Origin of the sequence: Polynucleobacter sp. HIN8, from assembly GCF_030297615.1 — a bacterium.
Lineage (GTDB): Bacteria > Pseudomonadota > Gammaproteobacteria > Burkholderiales > Burkholderiaceae > Polynucleobacter.
Genome location: NZ_AP028139.1, coordinates 734,105 through 747,881, shown reverse-complemented (window position 1 = coordinate 747,881; position 13,777 = coordinate 734,105). Strand labels below are relative to the sequence as shown.

Below are 13,777 nucleotides of genomic sequence, written 5' to 3'. Positions count from 1 at the left end.
GTAGAGATACGCTCTACCCCTAAAAAACATCATCCAATCAGGGGCGGCGGTGCTCGGGCTTGATGAAATCCTAAAAGGTGTTGCTCAAAAAATGCTGCTTGAACAGTATGAAGTGCGTATTTTAAAAAATTGATGCAAGTAGCTGCATTGGCTTGAACAATATGTTTTTCAAAATCATCGGTTACTCCATGCGATGAGGTAACCGTTTGTGCAAGATCTTCATTTTGCCAAAGTATGACAAGCGGCTCAAAAATTGGCGTTATGGAATTGCCGTCTGCGACATGGTGAATCTCTTCAAAATCATCGAGATCTTCCTGAAAGGATGGGGTCGCAGCCTGGACAGAACACCCAAAAACAATGGATGCAATTACAAAGCAATGTATAAATTTTTTGCCAATTGATTCAAGCATGTGTGGATTCTAGCCTATTGGGTTTGAATTACAAGGCTTTGCGGCTTTGAAATTGTTGCGGGGCAACAAAAAGCCGCCTCGTGGGCGGCTTCTTTGGTAATACCGAATCGGTATTATTTGCGCTTGTTAACAGCGTCTTTAAACGCTTTACCAGCAGAAAACTTGGCGGTTTTTGAAGCAGCAATCTTAATGGCTTCACCAGTCTTTGGATTACGACCAGTACGTGCCGAACGCTTACCTTGACTAAAGGTTCCAAAACCAACTAACTGAACAGAGTCACCTTTTGTTACTGCCTTGATAATATTTTCAATTGCGGAGTTCAGAGCACGCTCAGCACTTGCTTTTGAAAGTTCAGCATCATCAGCAATTTTTTCTACGAGTTCAGCTTTATTCATATTTTTCCTTTAAACAAACAATTAACAAACTTTAGAGAATGGCTTGCAAGAGCAACCCAAAATAGAAGTCTTCTAAATATACATTATCAATTCCTTAGCGATTCGCAACTGATAATGTTCAAGAGTTTGCAACAAGGATTGCTTGAATACAAGGGGATAACTCTAGGGATAATCCCGCATTTTTTGGAGATCCAGACCACCATCAGACCCTTTACTGGCTTGATTTAGCGGTTAATTTCATAATCTGAATCCACCTGCCCGTCTATAAAATTAGACAGTCTGCGCCCGACGAACGAGCATCTGGCGCCCTATCATGACAGTTGTAATCACAAGTCCAGCAAAAAGAATATTCATCAATGTAATAGGCTCAGAGACCAAAATGGCAGAAGCCAACAAGGTGCAAAAAGGTTGCAGTAGCTGCACTTGACTCACGCGAGAAATTCCGCCAATGGCCATACCGCCATACCAAAAGAAGAACCCAACAAACATTGAAAAAATTCCCAGATATAAAAAGCTAATCCAAATCGTGGTGCCAGCCATGAAATAGGATTCCTGAAATGTAAAGGCACTACCAAGCAGATTGATCGGTAGTGAGAGTACTAAAGTCCACGAGATGACTTGTTTCGCATTCATTGTCCGCGATAAGTTACCGCCAATCGCATAGGCAATTCCGTTTGCCGCGCAGGCAATCAACAGCAAGAGATCGGTATAGCGAAACCCCCCTTCACTATTTAAATAGGCATAGGTACAAACCAAGGCGCAGCCTGTCAGGGCGCTCATCCAAAAGCCAAAAGAAGGTCTCTCGTGGAACAGCAAAACCCCCGCAACCACGGTAGCCAACGGCATGATTCCCAAAATAACACCGGCATGAGAGGCCTCGCCCGTGGTCATCGCAATATTGATAAATAACGGAAAGACAAAGACCACCCCGAGTGCCACAATCGCAAATTGTCGAATTTGTTTAGCATCTGGAATCGGTGCCTTGGTGTAGATCAGATAGGCTCCAGCCAAAATCCCAGCGAGTAATGCGCGGGCAAAACATAAGAAATAGGGATTAAGAATCTCAACGGCTATTTTGGTAACCGGCAAGGTCAGACTGAAGATAAAAATACCAATGAAACCAACTAACATACCTTTGGTTTCATGCTTCATCGATGGCTCTCAAGAAAATAAAATGGCTCCGCGATGGAGCCATAAGGGAACAAATTAATTGAATTAATTTCGGGGTTTTTGTTTAATAGCAAATGACAAGTAGCCAAGAGCAAGACCGGACCCCAGGGAGAATATGAACACAGCGGTTTTGGAGTCAGGGGCACTTGCTGAGAAGATCAAGTAAAACGCTAGGGTAATGCTAACAACCATACCAACAAAACCAGCGATTTTCATGACCTTGTCTTTTGTACTCATTGAATCATTAATTAGCATCTGGAGCATTTTTTTCCTTTCAGCAAAAAGAATCGGCGGGACTAGAATTATTGTATAACGATTAAGCCATCACTTACAGGGGTAGCGTTGTTTAAAAAAACGGATCAAGGTTTTGGCAGCTTGCTCTGGGTTAAATTGCGGATTTTGCTGATTCCACTTTAAAAAATCATCCAATATTTGCTCACGCGTGTGATTATTTGCTGCAAAGCAAATACTGGGTTTTGAGCCCACTAGCCGACTAGCTAAATAGGCTTGATAAACCCCCTCACCAAACCCGAAGCAAAAGTTTTGGGCATCGATGTCATTTCGCGACTTACAAAGCTCCACCATCGCAGCCGTTGATGCATCATGCGGCTTGACTTGAGCAAAACTGGTAACGGGAAGTAAGACCAAAAAGCTGATCACCAATCCAATGCTTACCCTCAGTGTTTTCATTATTCGCACCATTAGCGTCTAAAGCCTCCCATACGACCTGCTCCAAAACCGCCTCCACGAAAACCCCCAAAACGATCTCGATTCTCATCAAAGCGAGCTTGCTCCCGCAGCGCATTTTCTTGGGCGGCTTCCCGAGTTGCATTGGGGTTTGCACGATCCTCGGAAAAAGCTGAGCGCCCCTCTTGGTTAAGTCGATTCGCTTGTGCTTTCTCCTCTGGAGTGGCATCTTTCTGAAATGCACTGTCAGCACGTTGCGCGGCATTGCGCGCATCTTGGCGCTCTTGTGGGGTCGCGTTATTTTTCCAGTCATTTAACAAGCGCTGCTGATTTGCAATGCTGCTAGGACCAATAAGACCACGATTTGGACGTTGCTCATTATTGTTGACATTAATCGTGCCACTTGACCAAGCTGGCGTTGCCCATAATGCCCCTCCGACCGCTAAACCCACCCCAAAAGACATCGCACCCCAAGCTGGATCGTATGCTGGATAAGGTGGGTAATCGGGATAGGGCCATGGGCCATACACCTGGGTTGGGTTATAAGTTGGTACATACACAATTTGCGTATTGGGTGGCGCAATCATGATGTTTCCGCTTGCATCGGTACTCACGGTCATTTGAGCATTCGTTTTTAATGTACCGGCGGCTTGCGCTTTCTTACGAAGTGCCTGAATGGCTTTCATCGTATCAGCCGGTTGTAATTTATAGGCATTTCCGAGATTTTGCGTCCACTGCAATTGCTTACCCATCATGGTTAACGCCTGGGGAAATGTAACTAATGACTTCACACTGTCGTTCCACGATTGGGCATTTAGCGCATTGGTGAGCGCACTGCCTTGCAAACTCGCATTGCTCGAGCGCCAGTTATAGGCTTCAGCAACCTCGAGTGGATAAGTTGAAGCCAACAGCATGATGGAGAGTAATGAATCGGGGTACAAAGCAATAGGAGAAACCAAGGACTCCAGTTGCGCATTTGATAATGTTTGGGGGCTGGTACTAGCCGAGGCAGAGCTTCCAGAGCCAGTATTCGATTGCCCCCCTGCGCAAGCACCTAATAAGAGCATCGTGGCGACACTCACCGCAATACAAATAGGCTTCTTTGATTTAGCCATCACGATCTTGGGGTCCATTAATTTCAGCGATACACAAAAGAATGAATTATTTTGCCATCTCCGCCACGACCTCGCCAGTGATGCGTGCTGCTAACTCGTCCTCGGGGGTAAAGGATTTGCCCCAACCCTCTTTTTCATAAAGCTCAACCTCTTCAGGGTTTCGTGCTCGAATAAATATTTTTACTTCCGGATTAAGGGTTCGGGCAGTCTCAACCATCTTACTAATATCAATCGAATCTTTCGTTGCAATGACCAAGATTGCGGCGCGAGCGATATGTGCTTGAATCAATACAAAAGGATCAGCTGCGTCACCGGTTACGGCAGGAATATTTTGGTTTCGTAAGTTCTCAACAAGACCGCGATCTTTTTCAGCAATCACACAATTAATATTGTGTGATTTAAGGTTCTCAAAGACTTTTTTACCCACTCGACCATAACCAACAATGACCACCTGCTTATGTAAGAGCGATTGATTGACAGTACTTGGCAATAAAGAAAGAGGATCGAGTCGCTCATCAAGCCTACGTGCCAGATGAGAGCGTTTTCGAGCCCATACAAGGGCGGGTTCAATGCCATTGAATAAGAAGGAGTTTAAGGCGATCGATAAAATTGCTCCCGCCAAAATCAGGCTGTATGCCTCATTTGGGATTAGATTCATGGCAAGGCCCATGCCAGCGAGAATGAATGAGAACTCACCAATTTGTGCCAAGCTCACACCGACCGTTAAAGCGGTTCCAAGTGGGTAATTAAATAGGAGAACCAGAACAATACCCACTGCCATATTTCCAATCAGAATGATTGAAACAACGATTAACAATTTAAGCGGCTCTTGCCAAACAATCTCGGGGTTAAAAACCATTCCAACCGATACAAAGAATAAAACAGCAAAGGCATCGCGTAAGGGCAAAGACTCATCAGCAGCACGTTTACTCAGTTCGGACTCACCTAGCATCATGCCCGCAAAGAAAGCGCCGAGCGCAAAAGATACATCAAATAATTCAGCCGAAAAGAAGGCAACCCCAATTGCGGTAGCAATGACAGCCAAAGTAAACAGCTCTCGCGAGCCACTCTTTGCCACCAACCATAACATCTTGGGTAATAAACGCTTCCCAACTACTAGCATCAGCGCGATAAATGCGGCAACTTTTGCAAGGGTTAAACCAATCATAGACAGTAAATCGCTAGAACTCGCCTGCTGAGTAGTAGCTGCGTTATCCCCATAGATACCAGCCAATACAGGCAATAAAACCAGGGCTAGGACCATGACGAGGTCCTCAACTACGAGCCAACCAACTGCAATCTGGCCATTCGCTGTTTCTAACAAGCCTTTTGATTCAAGTACTCGCAAAAGAACAACGGTACTTGCAACGGACAAGCTGAGGCCAAAAACAATGGCACCAATGGTTGATAAATCCCAATAGCTTGCAACCATAAAACCAAGTGCGGTAACCACAATAATCTGGAGTAATGCACCAGGTACGGCAATTTTTTTGACGGCCATCAAATCGTCAAATGAAAAATGCAGTCCGACACCAAACATCAAGAGCATTACACCAATCTCTGCTAACTGCTGCGATAGCCCAATGTCTGCAACGAATCCAGGAGTTGCAGGTCCAATCATGACCCCAGCAATTAAATAGCCGAGCAATGGCGGCATTTTCAAATACGAGGCAGCCAAGCCAAAGATCAGAGCCAATCCAAAACCTCCGGCAAGAGTGGCAATTAGAGTAACGTCATGTGGCATAGATCGGAATAGTTATTCGTTATCGATATAAACCATTCGATAGTATCAGTTTTGTTTTTATACGCTCCAGCAAAAAACCATACTCCATCAGCATTCCCCGTTTTTTTCTTAGTCGTTGTTGAGGAATGTCTCCTGCAATGGCAAATGTGGAGAGTTGGGATAAAGCCACGCTTGCAAATGCTGTCATGCAACATTCTTAAATTAAGCGTATAGTAGATTTAGGGTTAACCCTTAAAAAGAGTTAATTCCTATTTAAATCATACCTTTACAAGAGGAAAAAGCATGAAAAATCTAATCAAATTACTCAAAAATAGCATTGAAGCCTGGTCTGAGGCACGCCTTGCATATCTCGCAAGGAACCGAAAAAATTACCCCATGGGGTCATGAAATGACGGTTTTCACTCACTTCCTGCCCGAAACTCAAATCAGTCGGTACGGCTCGTGGCTAAAAACCTTGGACCCCCAGACGCTAAGGAACTACTTTGGGATTAGCTTAAGTGCTGAGGGCATCAACCGCCTCATCCGCAAATTTAAACAGGACAAGGCAAATCATCATTTTTTGATTGCTCATCACGATGGACACTGGGCTGGTGTAATTCATATTGCCTGTCTTGATGATGCAGTGGAATTTGGCGTGATTGTGAAAAAAGAGTTTCGTCGACATGGCATTGCCGATCAACTATTGAGCGAAGCAATCACTTGGGCTCAAAACCGTGGCTACCATACGCTCTATATGCATTGCGTCATCGAAAATCAAGCGATTCGATATTTATGCGATAAGCACGGCTTGCAATCCAGGAATATCTACGGCGATGTTGAAGGTCATATGGACCTACCCAAACCCAGCTGGCGATCCCTATGGAAGGAATATTGGCAACGTCAAGCCAATTGGTATTACTTTGTCGAAGACCGGCTGAAGGACACAAAGGCCATCTAAAGCTAAGCTCTTAGAGCAATTCACTGATCTCGATTAGATTTTGGTCGGGGTCGCGCACGTAGACTGAATTTATTTTCGTCGTTGCTCCAGTTCGAACAACGGGCCCTTCGATGATTGGCCAATTTAGAATTTTTAATTGCTCAATCACCTCCTTCAACGGACGATCTGCAATAAAACATAAATCAAGCGAACCAGGTGTTGGAACATCCGCCTTGGGTTCAAATTCTTTACCTTTGATATGAAGATTGATCTTTTGCTGACCAAACTTGAATGCTTTACGTTCAACCGGTGGCGTTCCCCCAATAAATGACTCAAGTTTCATCCCAAGTATGCGTGTATAGAAATGAATGCACTGTTCCTCGTGTGCAGTTGTTAAAACCAAATGATCCAGATGATCAATCATGTCCCCTCCATCACAGTTGCTAATGAATGGATCATATGGCATCCAACAAATAAATTAAAGTGTTCTGTTATGAAGAAGTACCATAATAGAAGCAACTAAAGTTAGTCCTATTATTTATTCAATTGATTACTTCGACACCCTCTCGAACCATTAGCCCAAATTTAGCTTCGTTATTTATTGTGATTGCGGAGCTTATGGGAACCTCCTTGTGGTTTTCGATCAATGGCGTGGCTGACAATTTAATTGGTTCCTGGAATATCAATCTTGCAGGTATTGGTATTTTGACCAATGCCGTGCAATTGGGTTTTGTAGCAGGCACCTTAGTATTTGCTTTAAGCGGTATTGCGGATCGGTTTAGACCCAGTCATCTATTTGCCGCTTGTGCCCTACTTGGGGCACTGTTCAATACCGCATTTGCGATATGGGCCGATAGCATCTGGATGGGCTCTGCACTGCGTTTCTTGGTTGGAATTTGTTTAGCAGGCATCTACCCTATCGGCATGAAACTCATCATGACTTGGGATCCTCAAAAGGCATCCTCGCGTATCGCGCAATTGGTTGGCATGCTCACTCTGGGAACGGCTATTCCCCATGCCACACGCTACTTCGGTGTTGATTGGCCTTGGCAAGAGGTGATTCTGTTCTCCTCCTTCCTGGCCATCATTGCGATGGGAATTATTTTTTGGCTTGGCGACGGCCCCCACCTCAAATTAGGCACCGCCTCAAGGGTGAAGCTAAGTGGCTTTCGACAACTTTTTGCTATCCCAGCATATCGTCGGTCTGCATTAGGTTATTTCGGTCATATGTGGGAACTCTACGCTTTCTGGGCGCTGGTGCCATTTCTGATTGCCAGTACGTATCCCGTTCAAAATTCCTTGAATTTATCTGGATTGGCATTTTCGGTCATCGGGGTCGGTGCGCTCGGATGTTTTCTTGGAGGGCAACTTAGCAAATCAATGGGTGGGGTCAAGGTTGCCTCAACCGCTTTAGCACTATCGGGTATCTGCTGTCTTCTCTATCCATGGATTGCTGGGTTACCACTGTGGGCGCAAATTTTGTTTTGGCTTATTTGGGGCATGAGTGTCGTCGCTGACTCGCCACAGTTCTCGGCCCTATCGGCCCAGGCTTGCCCACCCGAAATTGTCGGAACGGCACTGACGATTCAAAATGCGATTGGCTTCACCATCACGATGATCTCAATTCAAATCAGTACCCTGGTCTTGCCCCTCGTGGATCACTACATTACCTGGCTATTACTACCGGGCCCTGTATTAGGACTTATTTTTTTGAATCGCATTTCAAAGAGCAGTTCTTAAATATGAGTCGCATCGAAATCGTCACTCCAGCCCCTCCTGGGAGCCTCCACGGTAATCGTGTGACCGCCAAACGATGGCAAGGTTTTTTAAGACAGCTTGGCTACCGAGTCCCCATCACTGAATCTTGGTCCGGAAAAGACGCCGACCTTCTGATTGCCTTGCATGCCTATCGAAGTCATGCGTCAATTGATGCGTTTAAGCTCGCATACCCTAACCGTCCTTTAATTCTGATTCTGACCGGTACTGACCTATATCGGGATATGGCAAACCACCCAGAGGTTCATAAATCGATGGCATTAGCTGATGCATTGGTAGTTTTACAGGCAGAGGCATTACAAATCATCCCCACAAAATGGCGTCATAAGACAACGGTCATTCATCAGTCGGTACCGCAGATACCAAAGCAGCAAAAGCCCAAAGGTCAATTCAGCGTGAGTGTGATTGGGCATCTTCGCCCCGAAAAAGATCCTTTTTGTATCATCCGCGCCTTACCCTATTTGCGCAGCGACAGTCAAATCACTATTCAACACTTGGGGATGGCGATGAGTGTTCAGATGAAGAAATCAGCATTGCAATACTCCAATCAATACAGTCGCTATACCTGGCAAGGCATGGTGAGTCATCAGAAAACACTAAGAACCCTGGCGCGCAGTCACGTCATGGTTATTTCTAGTCGCATGGAGGGTGGCGCTCATGTGGTTTCTGAAGCGATTGCTGCGGGCGTTCCAGTACTTGCCTCAAAGATAGCAGGCAATTGTGGGCTGCTTGGAAAAGATTATTTGGGATATTTTCCGGTTGGTAATGAAAAAGCCTTAGCCAGACTTCTGCTTCGTGCAGAAACCGATCAATTGTTCTACAAGAATCTTCAAGAACAAGTTAAACAATTGCAAAAATTGATAAAGCCAGTTCAAGAAAAAGCTGCTATTCAAAAACTCTGCGCCAAGCTATTCCTATCAATACGATCTAATAAATAAAAATATTTTTATGACATCGCTTGCGGATATTGTCTTGGCTTTTCACTTTGGTATCGCCCTCTTTATTACACTGGGCTTGCTGCTCATTCCGCTTGGATTTATTTATTCCTGGTCCTGGATTCGTAATCGCCGCTTTCGTCAAATTCATGCCGGTCTCATGCTCTTTATTGCCATCGAGGCAGTATTTGCCATCACCTGCCCACTGACAGTATTGGAAGCTCAGCTTCGACAGACAACTGCCCCACAATCATTCTGGGCTTATCAGCTTAATCAACTCCTTTACTGGGATTTACCACCCTCTTTCTTTGTGGGACTCTACCTTCTTTGCAGCATCTGGGTAGTCTATCTTTGGAGGCGAATTCCACCTCGCTCTTTGGGTCAGTAAATCTCACAACCACTTAGCCGCTTGAGAGCTTAGAGTTTACGAGCAACCACGCCCATCAAGGCAGACATGCCACGATGTCCTTCACCCTCATGAATTTCTGCTTCGTATTCTTGCCAATCACAGATTTCCATTCCTCTTAAGAGATCCTGAATTAATTCAGTGGTGTAGAGATGATCAATACTCGGTGGGCCACCCGTCTTATATTCCAATTGCTTGGGCGTATACCCCTGAAGGATTAGATATCCACCGGGTTTTAGGGATTGGCGTATGTGGGCAAAGAGGTCAACACGCATATTGGGGGTCGCAAACTGAATAAAAATGGCTGCGATTAAATCGTAGTGATTCAGTTTCCACGTCCAAGAATCGGTACTAGCAACATTCAATATAACCGATACCAATTGGTGCTTGGCTAATTGCCTTGCCTTTTCTACGGCGACTGGCGATATGTCAAAGGCCTCCACAATCATTCCCTGCTGAGCTAGCCAGACGCTATTTCGCCCCTCGCCATCAGCGATGCAGAGAGCATTCCCACCTGGTTTCATGCGGCCTGTTACCTGATCTTTTAAGTAAACATTTGGGTCTTTGCCAAATACGTACTCATCCCTCGAAAATCGCTTATCCCAAAATTGGGCTGCATCATCTGCGAAATGTGTTTTTTTCATTGGATTATGAGTGACTCATCGAAAGATTCTCATACTCAAGATCGGTCATCGTATCGACATCTCGAATATATGATTCATGAGGCATGTCAATAAATAAAACATGATCAGGATTTTGATCCAACCACTCTCGACATCCTTGATTTGGGGTCGCTAATACAGCCTCTACTGCGCTCCGAGTCAATACGACTGGATTACCTCGTTGACCCTGATAACAAGGAACAATCGCTCTTACTTGATCTCGAACATGCTCTGCGTGGGTCATGAGGGCTTGTAGATCGCGTAAGGTGATCTGAGGTTGATCCACCAGACCGATCAATAGATATTCGTAATTTGATTGCAAGGCGGCAAGACCAATTCGGACCGAGGAGGATTGGCCTCGTTCCGGTTGATCATTCGTGATTGTCTTGGAGTATTGCAAAGCCAAGGGTCTTAAACGATCTGCATAAAAACCCAAGACAGTAATGGCTTCGCACGGCTGCAATTGGGAAGCTTCAAGCCAAAATCGACTCAGTAAGGGCACCCCATCTTTCGTTAGCAGTCCTTTGGGATATCCACCTAATCGAGCCCCCTGACCAGCAGCAAGAAGAAGAATGGCAATTTTGGGCATATAGAAAATCAGGGTTTTGATTAATTCAAATAGGCATTAAACACTACCATTAAACTCTAGTACATGAATAGTACTGATTATCAAGTCCTCCAATCCGCCATTAGTTGGTTGCAGGATGGAAAGCGTGTTGCGTTAGCTACGGTTGTCCAAACCTGGGGATCCTCTCCTCGGCCAGTTGGCTCATGGCTTGCCATACGAGAAGATGGGCAGGTTGTTGGATCCGTCTCCGGAGGTTGTGTAGAAGATGATTTAATTCGGCGTGTGCAAACGGAGATTTTGACTCGAACATCACCTGAATTAGTTAAATATGGGGTTAGCAAGGATGAGGCGGTTCGCTTTGGGCTTCCTTGCGGAGGAACGCTCCAGCTCTTAGTTGAACCGCGGCCCGAGCTTGCGATTCTTGAGGCGATCATGAGCGGTATTAAAAAACGTTCCATCGTATTACGCGAAGTGAACGTACTAACTGGTCAATCAACCCTAAGTATTGGAAATCGCTCTACACAGTTCCAATTTTCGAATGAGAAAATGCAGACTATTTATGGTCCCCGCTGGCGGATGTTCATTATTGGGGCCGGTCAACTCTCTCTTTGTTTAGCCAGTTTTGCCTTAACCTCAGACTTTGACATCACCATCATTGATCCACGCGAAGAGTACGCGGAGGGAATCGGATCCGAGGGCATTCAGTTTATTCAAGGAATGCCAGACGATGTGATGCAAGAGTTAGGGGTGGACTCGCATACTGCCATTGTGGCGCTCACGCATGATCCAAAAATTGATGATTTAGCCCTGATTGATGCCCTCCAATCTGAAGCCTTCTACGTTGGAGCATTGGGCAGTCATACCAATACACAAAAACGCAAAGAGCGGCTAAGAGAATTTAACCTCTCTACCGAACAGCTAGAGCGACTGCATGGCCCTGTAGGCCTAGCGATTGGGGCTTTAACCCCACCCGAAATCGCAGTTTCGATCATGGCAGAGGTAATCGCTGTTAAATACGGAAAGAATGCTTCCTAAGGACGAATTCCCGGGCTTTCTATGATCATGCCATTTGCACGATGCATTAAATAGAGCTCAATTTGCATCAGCTCGCTCGACCCATAGGCATAGGTTTGGGCACGTACTCCCGACAGGCAGTTTCTTAAGCGGCGTTGCAACGATCCCATTCCTTGCCATTCAATCCGATAAATGGGATAACCGGTAGGATGCGCCTGGGGAATAACACTCCCGCCAAGTTTTAAACCAGCCCGATCATCATGACACTGTGCACAAGACAAATTAAGCTGACCAATCCGTTGAAAATATAGGTTCTTACCGGACTCATACTCTTTTTTAACATCTCCTAGCGGTGCAGCCTGAATCGGCGAGCCGCGTGACTGCAAAGCGATCAAAGTACTAAGCGCTAGCATCGGCTTACTTTCATATGCAAACGCAGGTAAGTGCTGATGGCGGGTACGACAAGCATTGATCTGACCCTCCATATTTTGTAATTTCTGATGCATGATTTTTGGGTAGGTTGCAAAAACGCCCCGCATCGATTGTTTGACATCCCCATGACAAGATGCACACGATTTGCCATTGGCCTGGGATTTTTCTTGCCAAAGAGCTTCACCATCCATCACTGCAAAAAGTGCTGGATTGAGATTCATATCATTTTGCATCGCTTGATTGGTTGGGGATAGAAGCTGGTATCCCGATTGGCGAGAATCTGCGAGTGCCGAATGGGTGAAAAGAAAAAAACTGATGGCAAGCGAACCAAACGCTTGAATCATAGTACGGTAATTGGCTGTTGTAGTACGGTTAAATAACCGTTATCCCCTGACCATTTACACTCGATCATTCCAGATTGATCGGCCTTTGCATCAAAGATAAAAATCGGGTTTGATCCTATTCCTGGATGAAGATCGGCCCGAAAAACGAGTCGGCCATTGTAGGTGCAAACAAACTCCCGAATGATATCGCGTGGTACCCGCACACCCTGTTCGGTATGACGAAAGCCGGATTCCATATCGTGTTGAACAATGGCCCGAATTGAAAATAATTCGCCACGCTTTACTTGATTTGAAAAGGTAACAACGGCACGTGAAGAGCGACTCATATCATCTCCGTACAAGCCGATAAAGTGACTACCGTGTCAGCAGAAGTTCTCCAGAAATCACCATTACTCATTTGAGCCAAAACCCATACTCGCTGCGAATCCGCTAGTCGAATCCGCGTACTAAATTCCGCCTTTCCTGATAGCGGTGTGAAATAGCAACTCACAACATTGGGGAGTGGATTGCCCTCTGCAATCATATGAATAACTTTTACATAATCATTGGCGGTCATTGGGCTTTGGACTGCACACTTCACGGCAACTAAATTGCCATTCTCAACCAAAGGCGGAAGCTCAAAATAAATTCTTCCAGTTTTGACCGACTGATTTCCAATGATTTTTGAAATAACTTGCTGAGCATCGCTTGTCGATGCTTGCGCTCGATGCCAAGGGCTCAGACAAATGGCCGTCATGGAGGAAATAAATAAACGACGTGAACTCATGGTGTTTTGATTGTTAGCAAATAGGCAACCACATCCTCAATGTCTTGACCACTTAATACCGTTTTACCTGCAAATGATGGTGCAACACGATGAAGATGATCGATTCTATAGTAAGACGGCATAATCGTGTTGGGCTGAGAACGTGAGGCATCGACTAGACGCGCACGAAGTTGAGCGGCGTTTAAATTACCTACACTGATGCGCAAATCGGGTGCTAAATTTCCCTGAAATCGCTCCTCGGTAGATGGCACGCTGTGGCACAAAATACACAAACCTGTTTGACGACTTACGACAATGGATTTTCCTCGAGTGGGATCACCAGGCTGCCCACTTAATGAATTTGGGATGGCATCGCCATCCCAAATCAGTTGTGCATACAGTGGGTGTGGAAAAGCTAGTAACGCACAAATGACTAGCTTAAATCCAACACGCATCAA

The 13,777-nt window shown here is 45.4% G+C and carries 20 protein-coding genes; 5 read left to right on the top strand and 15 right to left on the bottom strand.

What is annotated here, in order from left to right:
• Positions 1 to 29: 29 nt before the first annotated feature.
• From QUE65_RS03995 to QUE65_RS03960, 8 genes are all read right to left on the bottom strand, one after another.
• Positions 30 to 410, bottom strand: coding sequence for a hypothetical protein (locus tag QUE65_RS03995; RefSeq protein ID WP_286282060.1), 381 nt, complete (start codon positions 408 to 410; stop codon positions 30 to 32).
• A 113-nt stretch (positions 411 to 523) separates the two neighbouring features.
• Positions 524 to 805: an HU family DNA-binding protein gene (locus QUE65_RS03990; RefSeq protein ID WP_108508243.1), complete on the bottom strand. Its 282-nt coding sequence runs from the start codon at positions 803 to 805 to the stop codon at positions 524 to 526.
• Positions 806 to 1,075: 270 nt separating this feature from the next.
• A complete protein-coding gene (locus tag QUE65_RS03985) occupies positions 1,076 to 1,957 on the bottom strand; it encodes a DMT family transporter (protein WP_286282057.1) in 882 nt (293 codons plus the stop codon).
• A gap of 63 nt (positions 1,958 to 2,020) precedes the next feature.
• Complete coding sequence (locus QUE65_RS03980) at positions 2,021 to 2,212, bottom strand: hypothetical protein (protein WP_286282055.1); 192 nt, start codon at positions 2,210 to 2,212, stop codon at positions 2,021 to 2,023.
• An 87-nt stretch (positions 2,213 to 2,299) separates the two neighbouring features.
• Positions 2,300 to 2,665, bottom strand: coding sequence for a Rap1a/Tai family immunity protein (locus QUE65_RS03975; protein WP_286282053.1), 366 nt, complete (start codon positions 2,663 to 2,665; stop codon positions 2,300 to 2,302).
• Between the two features lie 11 nt (positions 2,666 to 2,676).
• Complete coding sequence (locus QUE65_RS03970) at positions 2,677 to 3,795, bottom strand: DUF3300 domain-containing protein (protein WP_286282052.1); 1,119 nt, start codon at positions 3,793 to 3,795, stop codon at positions 2,677 to 2,679.
• A 28-nt stretch (positions 3,796 to 3,823) separates the two neighbouring features.
• Complete coding sequence (locus QUE65_RS03965) at positions 3,824 to 5,521, bottom strand: cation:proton antiporter domain-containing protein (RefSeq protein ID WP_286282051.1); 1,698 nt, start codon at positions 5,519 to 5,521, stop codon at positions 3,824 to 3,826.
• A 19-nt stretch (positions 5,522 to 5,540) separates the two neighbouring features.
• Positions 5,541 to 5,708 (bottom strand): hypothetical protein, encoded by a 168-nt coding sequence (locus tag QUE65_RS03960; protein WP_286282049.1) that lies wholly within the window; start codon positions 5,706 to 5,708, stop codon positions 5,541 to 5,543.
• A 201-nt stretch (positions 5,709 to 5,909) separates the two neighbouring features.
• Here QUE65_RS03960 and QUE65_RS03955 point away from each other — a divergent pair, with 201 nt between their 5' ends.
• A complete protein-coding gene (locus QUE65_RS03955) occupies positions 5,910 to 6,458 on the top strand; it encodes a GNAT family N-acetyltransferase (protein ID WP_286282047.1) in 549 nt (182 codons plus the stop codon).
• Positions 6,459 to 6,468: 10 nt separating this feature from the next.
• Here QUE65_RS03955 and QUE65_RS03950 read toward each other — a convergent pair whose 3' ends face one another.
• A complete protein-coding gene (locus QUE65_RS03950) occupies positions 6,469 to 6,861 on the bottom strand; it encodes a VOC family protein (protein ID WP_215372105.1) in 393 nt (130 codons plus the stop codon).
• Between the two features lie 122 nt (positions 6,862 to 6,983).
• On the opposite strand from QUE65_RS03950, the gene QUE65_RS03945 reads away from it, so the two are divergent.
• From QUE65_RS03945 to QUE65_RS03935, 3 genes are read left to right on the top strand one after another with little or no spacing between them, the layout of a single operon-like run.
• The gene (locus QUE65_RS03945; RefSeq protein ID WP_286282045.1) at positions 6,984 to 8,177 is read left to right on the top strand and encodes an MFS transporter; all 1,194 of its coding nucleotides are present in this window, start codon (positions 6,984 to 6,986) and stop codon (positions 8,175 to 8,177) included.
• A 2-nt stretch (positions 8,178 to 8,179) separates the two neighbouring features.
• Positions 8,180 to 9,151 (top strand): selenoneine biosynthesis selenosugar synthase SenB, encoded by a 972-nt coding sequence (gene senB, locus QUE65_RS03940; RefSeq protein WP_286282043.1) that lies wholly within the window; start codon positions 8,180 to 8,182, stop codon positions 9,149 to 9,151.
• A 10-nt stretch (positions 9,152 to 9,161) separates the two neighbouring features.
• Positions 9,162 to 9,536: a DUF2784 domain-containing protein gene (locus QUE65_RS03935; RefSeq protein ID WP_286282041.1), complete on the top strand. Its 375-nt coding sequence runs from the start codon at positions 9,162 to 9,164 to the stop codon at positions 9,534 to 9,536.
• Positions 9,537 to 9,565: 29 nt separating this feature from the next.
• Here the strand turns inward: QUE65_RS03935 and QUE65_RS03930 are convergent, their stop codons facing one another.
• Together QUE65_RS03930 and QUE65_RS03925 are read right to left on the bottom strand one after the other, a co-directional pair.
• The gene (locus tag QUE65_RS03930; protein WP_286282040.1) at positions 9,566 to 10,198 is read right to left on the bottom strand and encodes a class I SAM-dependent methyltransferase; all 633 of its coding nucleotides are present in this window, start codon (positions 10,196 to 10,198) and stop codon (positions 9,566 to 9,568) included.
• 4 nt (positions 10,199 to 10,202) lie between these two features.
• Positions 10,203 to 10,805 carry a nucleotidyltransferase family protein gene (locus QUE65_RS03925; protein ID WP_286282038.1) on the bottom strand — a complete coding sequence of 201 codons (603 nt, stop codon included), beginning with the start codon at positions 10,803 to 10,805 and terminating at the stop codon, positions 10,203 to 10,205.
• A gap of 63 nt (positions 10,806 to 10,868) precedes the next feature.
• Between QUE65_RS03925 and QUE65_RS03920 the strand changes: the two genes are divergently transcribed.
• A complete protein-coding gene (locus QUE65_RS03920; protein WP_286282036.1) occupies positions 10,869 to 11,819 on the top strand; it encodes an XdhC family protein in 951 nt (316 codons plus the stop codon).
• Here QUE65_RS03920 and soxA read toward each other — a convergent pair.
• From soxA to soxX, 4 genes are read right to left on the bottom strand one after another with little or no spacing between them, the layout of a single operon-like run.
• Positions 11,816 to 12,574 (bottom strand): sulfur oxidation c-type cytochrome SoxA, encoded by a 759-nt coding sequence (gene soxA, locus QUE65_RS03915; RefSeq protein WP_286282034.1) that lies wholly within the window; start codon positions 12,572 to 12,574, stop codon positions 11,816 to 11,818. The genes QUE65_RS03920 and soxA overlap by 4 nt on opposite strands.
• The gene (locus tag QUE65_RS03910; protein ID WP_215372075.1) at positions 12,571 to 12,900 is read right to left on the bottom strand and encodes a thiosulfate oxidation carrier complex protein SoxZ; all 330 of its coding nucleotides are present in this window, start codon (positions 12,898 to 12,900) and stop codon (positions 12,571 to 12,573) included. Before QUE65_RS03910 ends, soxA begins: the two co-directional genes overlap by 4 nt.
• A complete protein-coding gene (locus QUE65_RS03905; protein WP_215372073.1) occupies positions 12,897 to 13,340 on the bottom strand; it encodes a thiosulfate oxidation carrier protein SoxY in 444 nt (147 codons plus the stop codon). The genes QUE65_RS03910 and QUE65_RS03905 overlap by 4 nt, the downstream gene beginning before the upstream one ends.
• A complete protein-coding gene (soxX, locus tag QUE65_RS03900; protein ID WP_286282032.1) occupies positions 13,337 to 13,774 on the bottom strand; it encodes a sulfur oxidation c-type cytochrome SoxX in 438 nt (145 codons plus the stop codon). Before soxX ends, QUE65_RS03905 begins: the two co-directional genes overlap by 4 nt.
• Positions 13,775 to 13,777 lie beyond the last annotated feature (3 nt).

Coding starts and splice junctions, on each gene's coding strand:
- QUE65_RS03995 (WP_286282060.1), bottom strand. CDS start 410: ATGCTTGAATCAATTGGCAAAAAATTTATACATTGCTTTGTAATTGCA.
- QUE65_RS03990 (WP_108508243.1), bottom strand. CDS start 805: ATGAATAAAGCTGAACTCGTAGAAAAAATTGCTGATGATGCTGAACTT.
- QUE65_RS03985 (WP_286282057.1), bottom strand. CDS start 1,957: ATGAAGCATGAAACCAAAGGTATGTTAGTTGGTTTCATTGGTATTTTT.
- QUE65_RS03980 (WP_286282055.1), bottom strand. CDS start 2,212: ATGAGTACAAAAGACAAGGTCATGAAAATCGCTGGTTTTGTTGGTATG.
- QUE65_RS03975 (WP_286282053.1), bottom strand. CDS start 2,665: ATGAAAACACTGAGGGTAAGCATTGGATTGGTGATCAGCTTTTTGGTC.
- QUE65_RS03970 (WP_286282052.1), bottom strand. CDS start 3,795: ATGGACCCCAAGATCGTGATGGCTAAATCAAAGAAGCCTATTTGTATT.
- QUE65_RS03965 (WP_286282051.1), bottom strand. CDS start 5,521: ATGCCACATGACGTTACTCTAATTGCCACTCTTGCCGGAGGTTTTGGA.
- QUE65_RS03960 (WP_286282049.1), bottom strand. CDS start 5,708: ATGACAGCATTTGCAAGCGTGGCTTTATCCCAACTCTCCACATTTGCC.
- QUE65_RS03955 (WP_286282047.1), top strand. CDS start 5,910: ATGACGGTTTTCACTCACTTCCTGCCCGAAACTCAAATCAGTCGGTAC.
- QUE65_RS03950 (WP_215372105.1), bottom strand. CDS start 6,861: ATGATTGATCATCTGGATCATTTGGTTTTAACAACTGCACACGAGGAA.
- senB (WP_286282043.1), top strand. CDS start 8,180: ATGAGTCGCATCGAAATCGTCACTCCAGCCCCTCCTGGGAGCCTCCAC.
- QUE65_RS03935 (WP_286282041.1), top strand. CDS start 9,162: ATGACATCGCTTGCGGATATTGTCTTGGCTTTTCACTTTGGTATCGCC.
- QUE65_RS03930 (WP_286282040.1), bottom strand. CDS start 10,198: ATGAAAAAAACACATTTCGCAGATGATGCAGCCCAATTTTGGGATAAG.
- QUE65_RS03925 (WP_286282038.1), bottom strand. CDS start 10,805: ATGCCCAAAATTGCCATTCTTCTTCTTGCTGCTGGTCAGGGGGCTCGA.
- QUE65_RS03920 (WP_286282036.1), top strand. CDS start 10,869: ATGAATAGTACTGATTATCAAGTCCTCCAATCCGCCATTAGTTGGTTG.
- soxA (WP_286282034.1), bottom strand. CDS start 12,574: ATGATTCAAGCGTTTGGTTCGCTTGCCATCAGTTTTTTTCTTTTCACC.
- QUE65_RS03910 (WP_215372075.1), bottom strand. CDS start 12,900: ATGAGTCGCTCTTCACGTGCCGTTGTTACCTTTTCAAATCAAGTAAAG.
- QUE65_RS03905 (WP_215372073.1), bottom strand. CDS start 13,340: ATGAGTTCACGTCGTTTATTTATTTCCTCCATGACGGCCATTTGTCTG.
- soxX (WP_286282032.1), bottom strand. CDS start 13,774: ATGCGTGTTGGATTTAAGCTAGTCATTTGTGCGTTACTAGCTTTTCCA.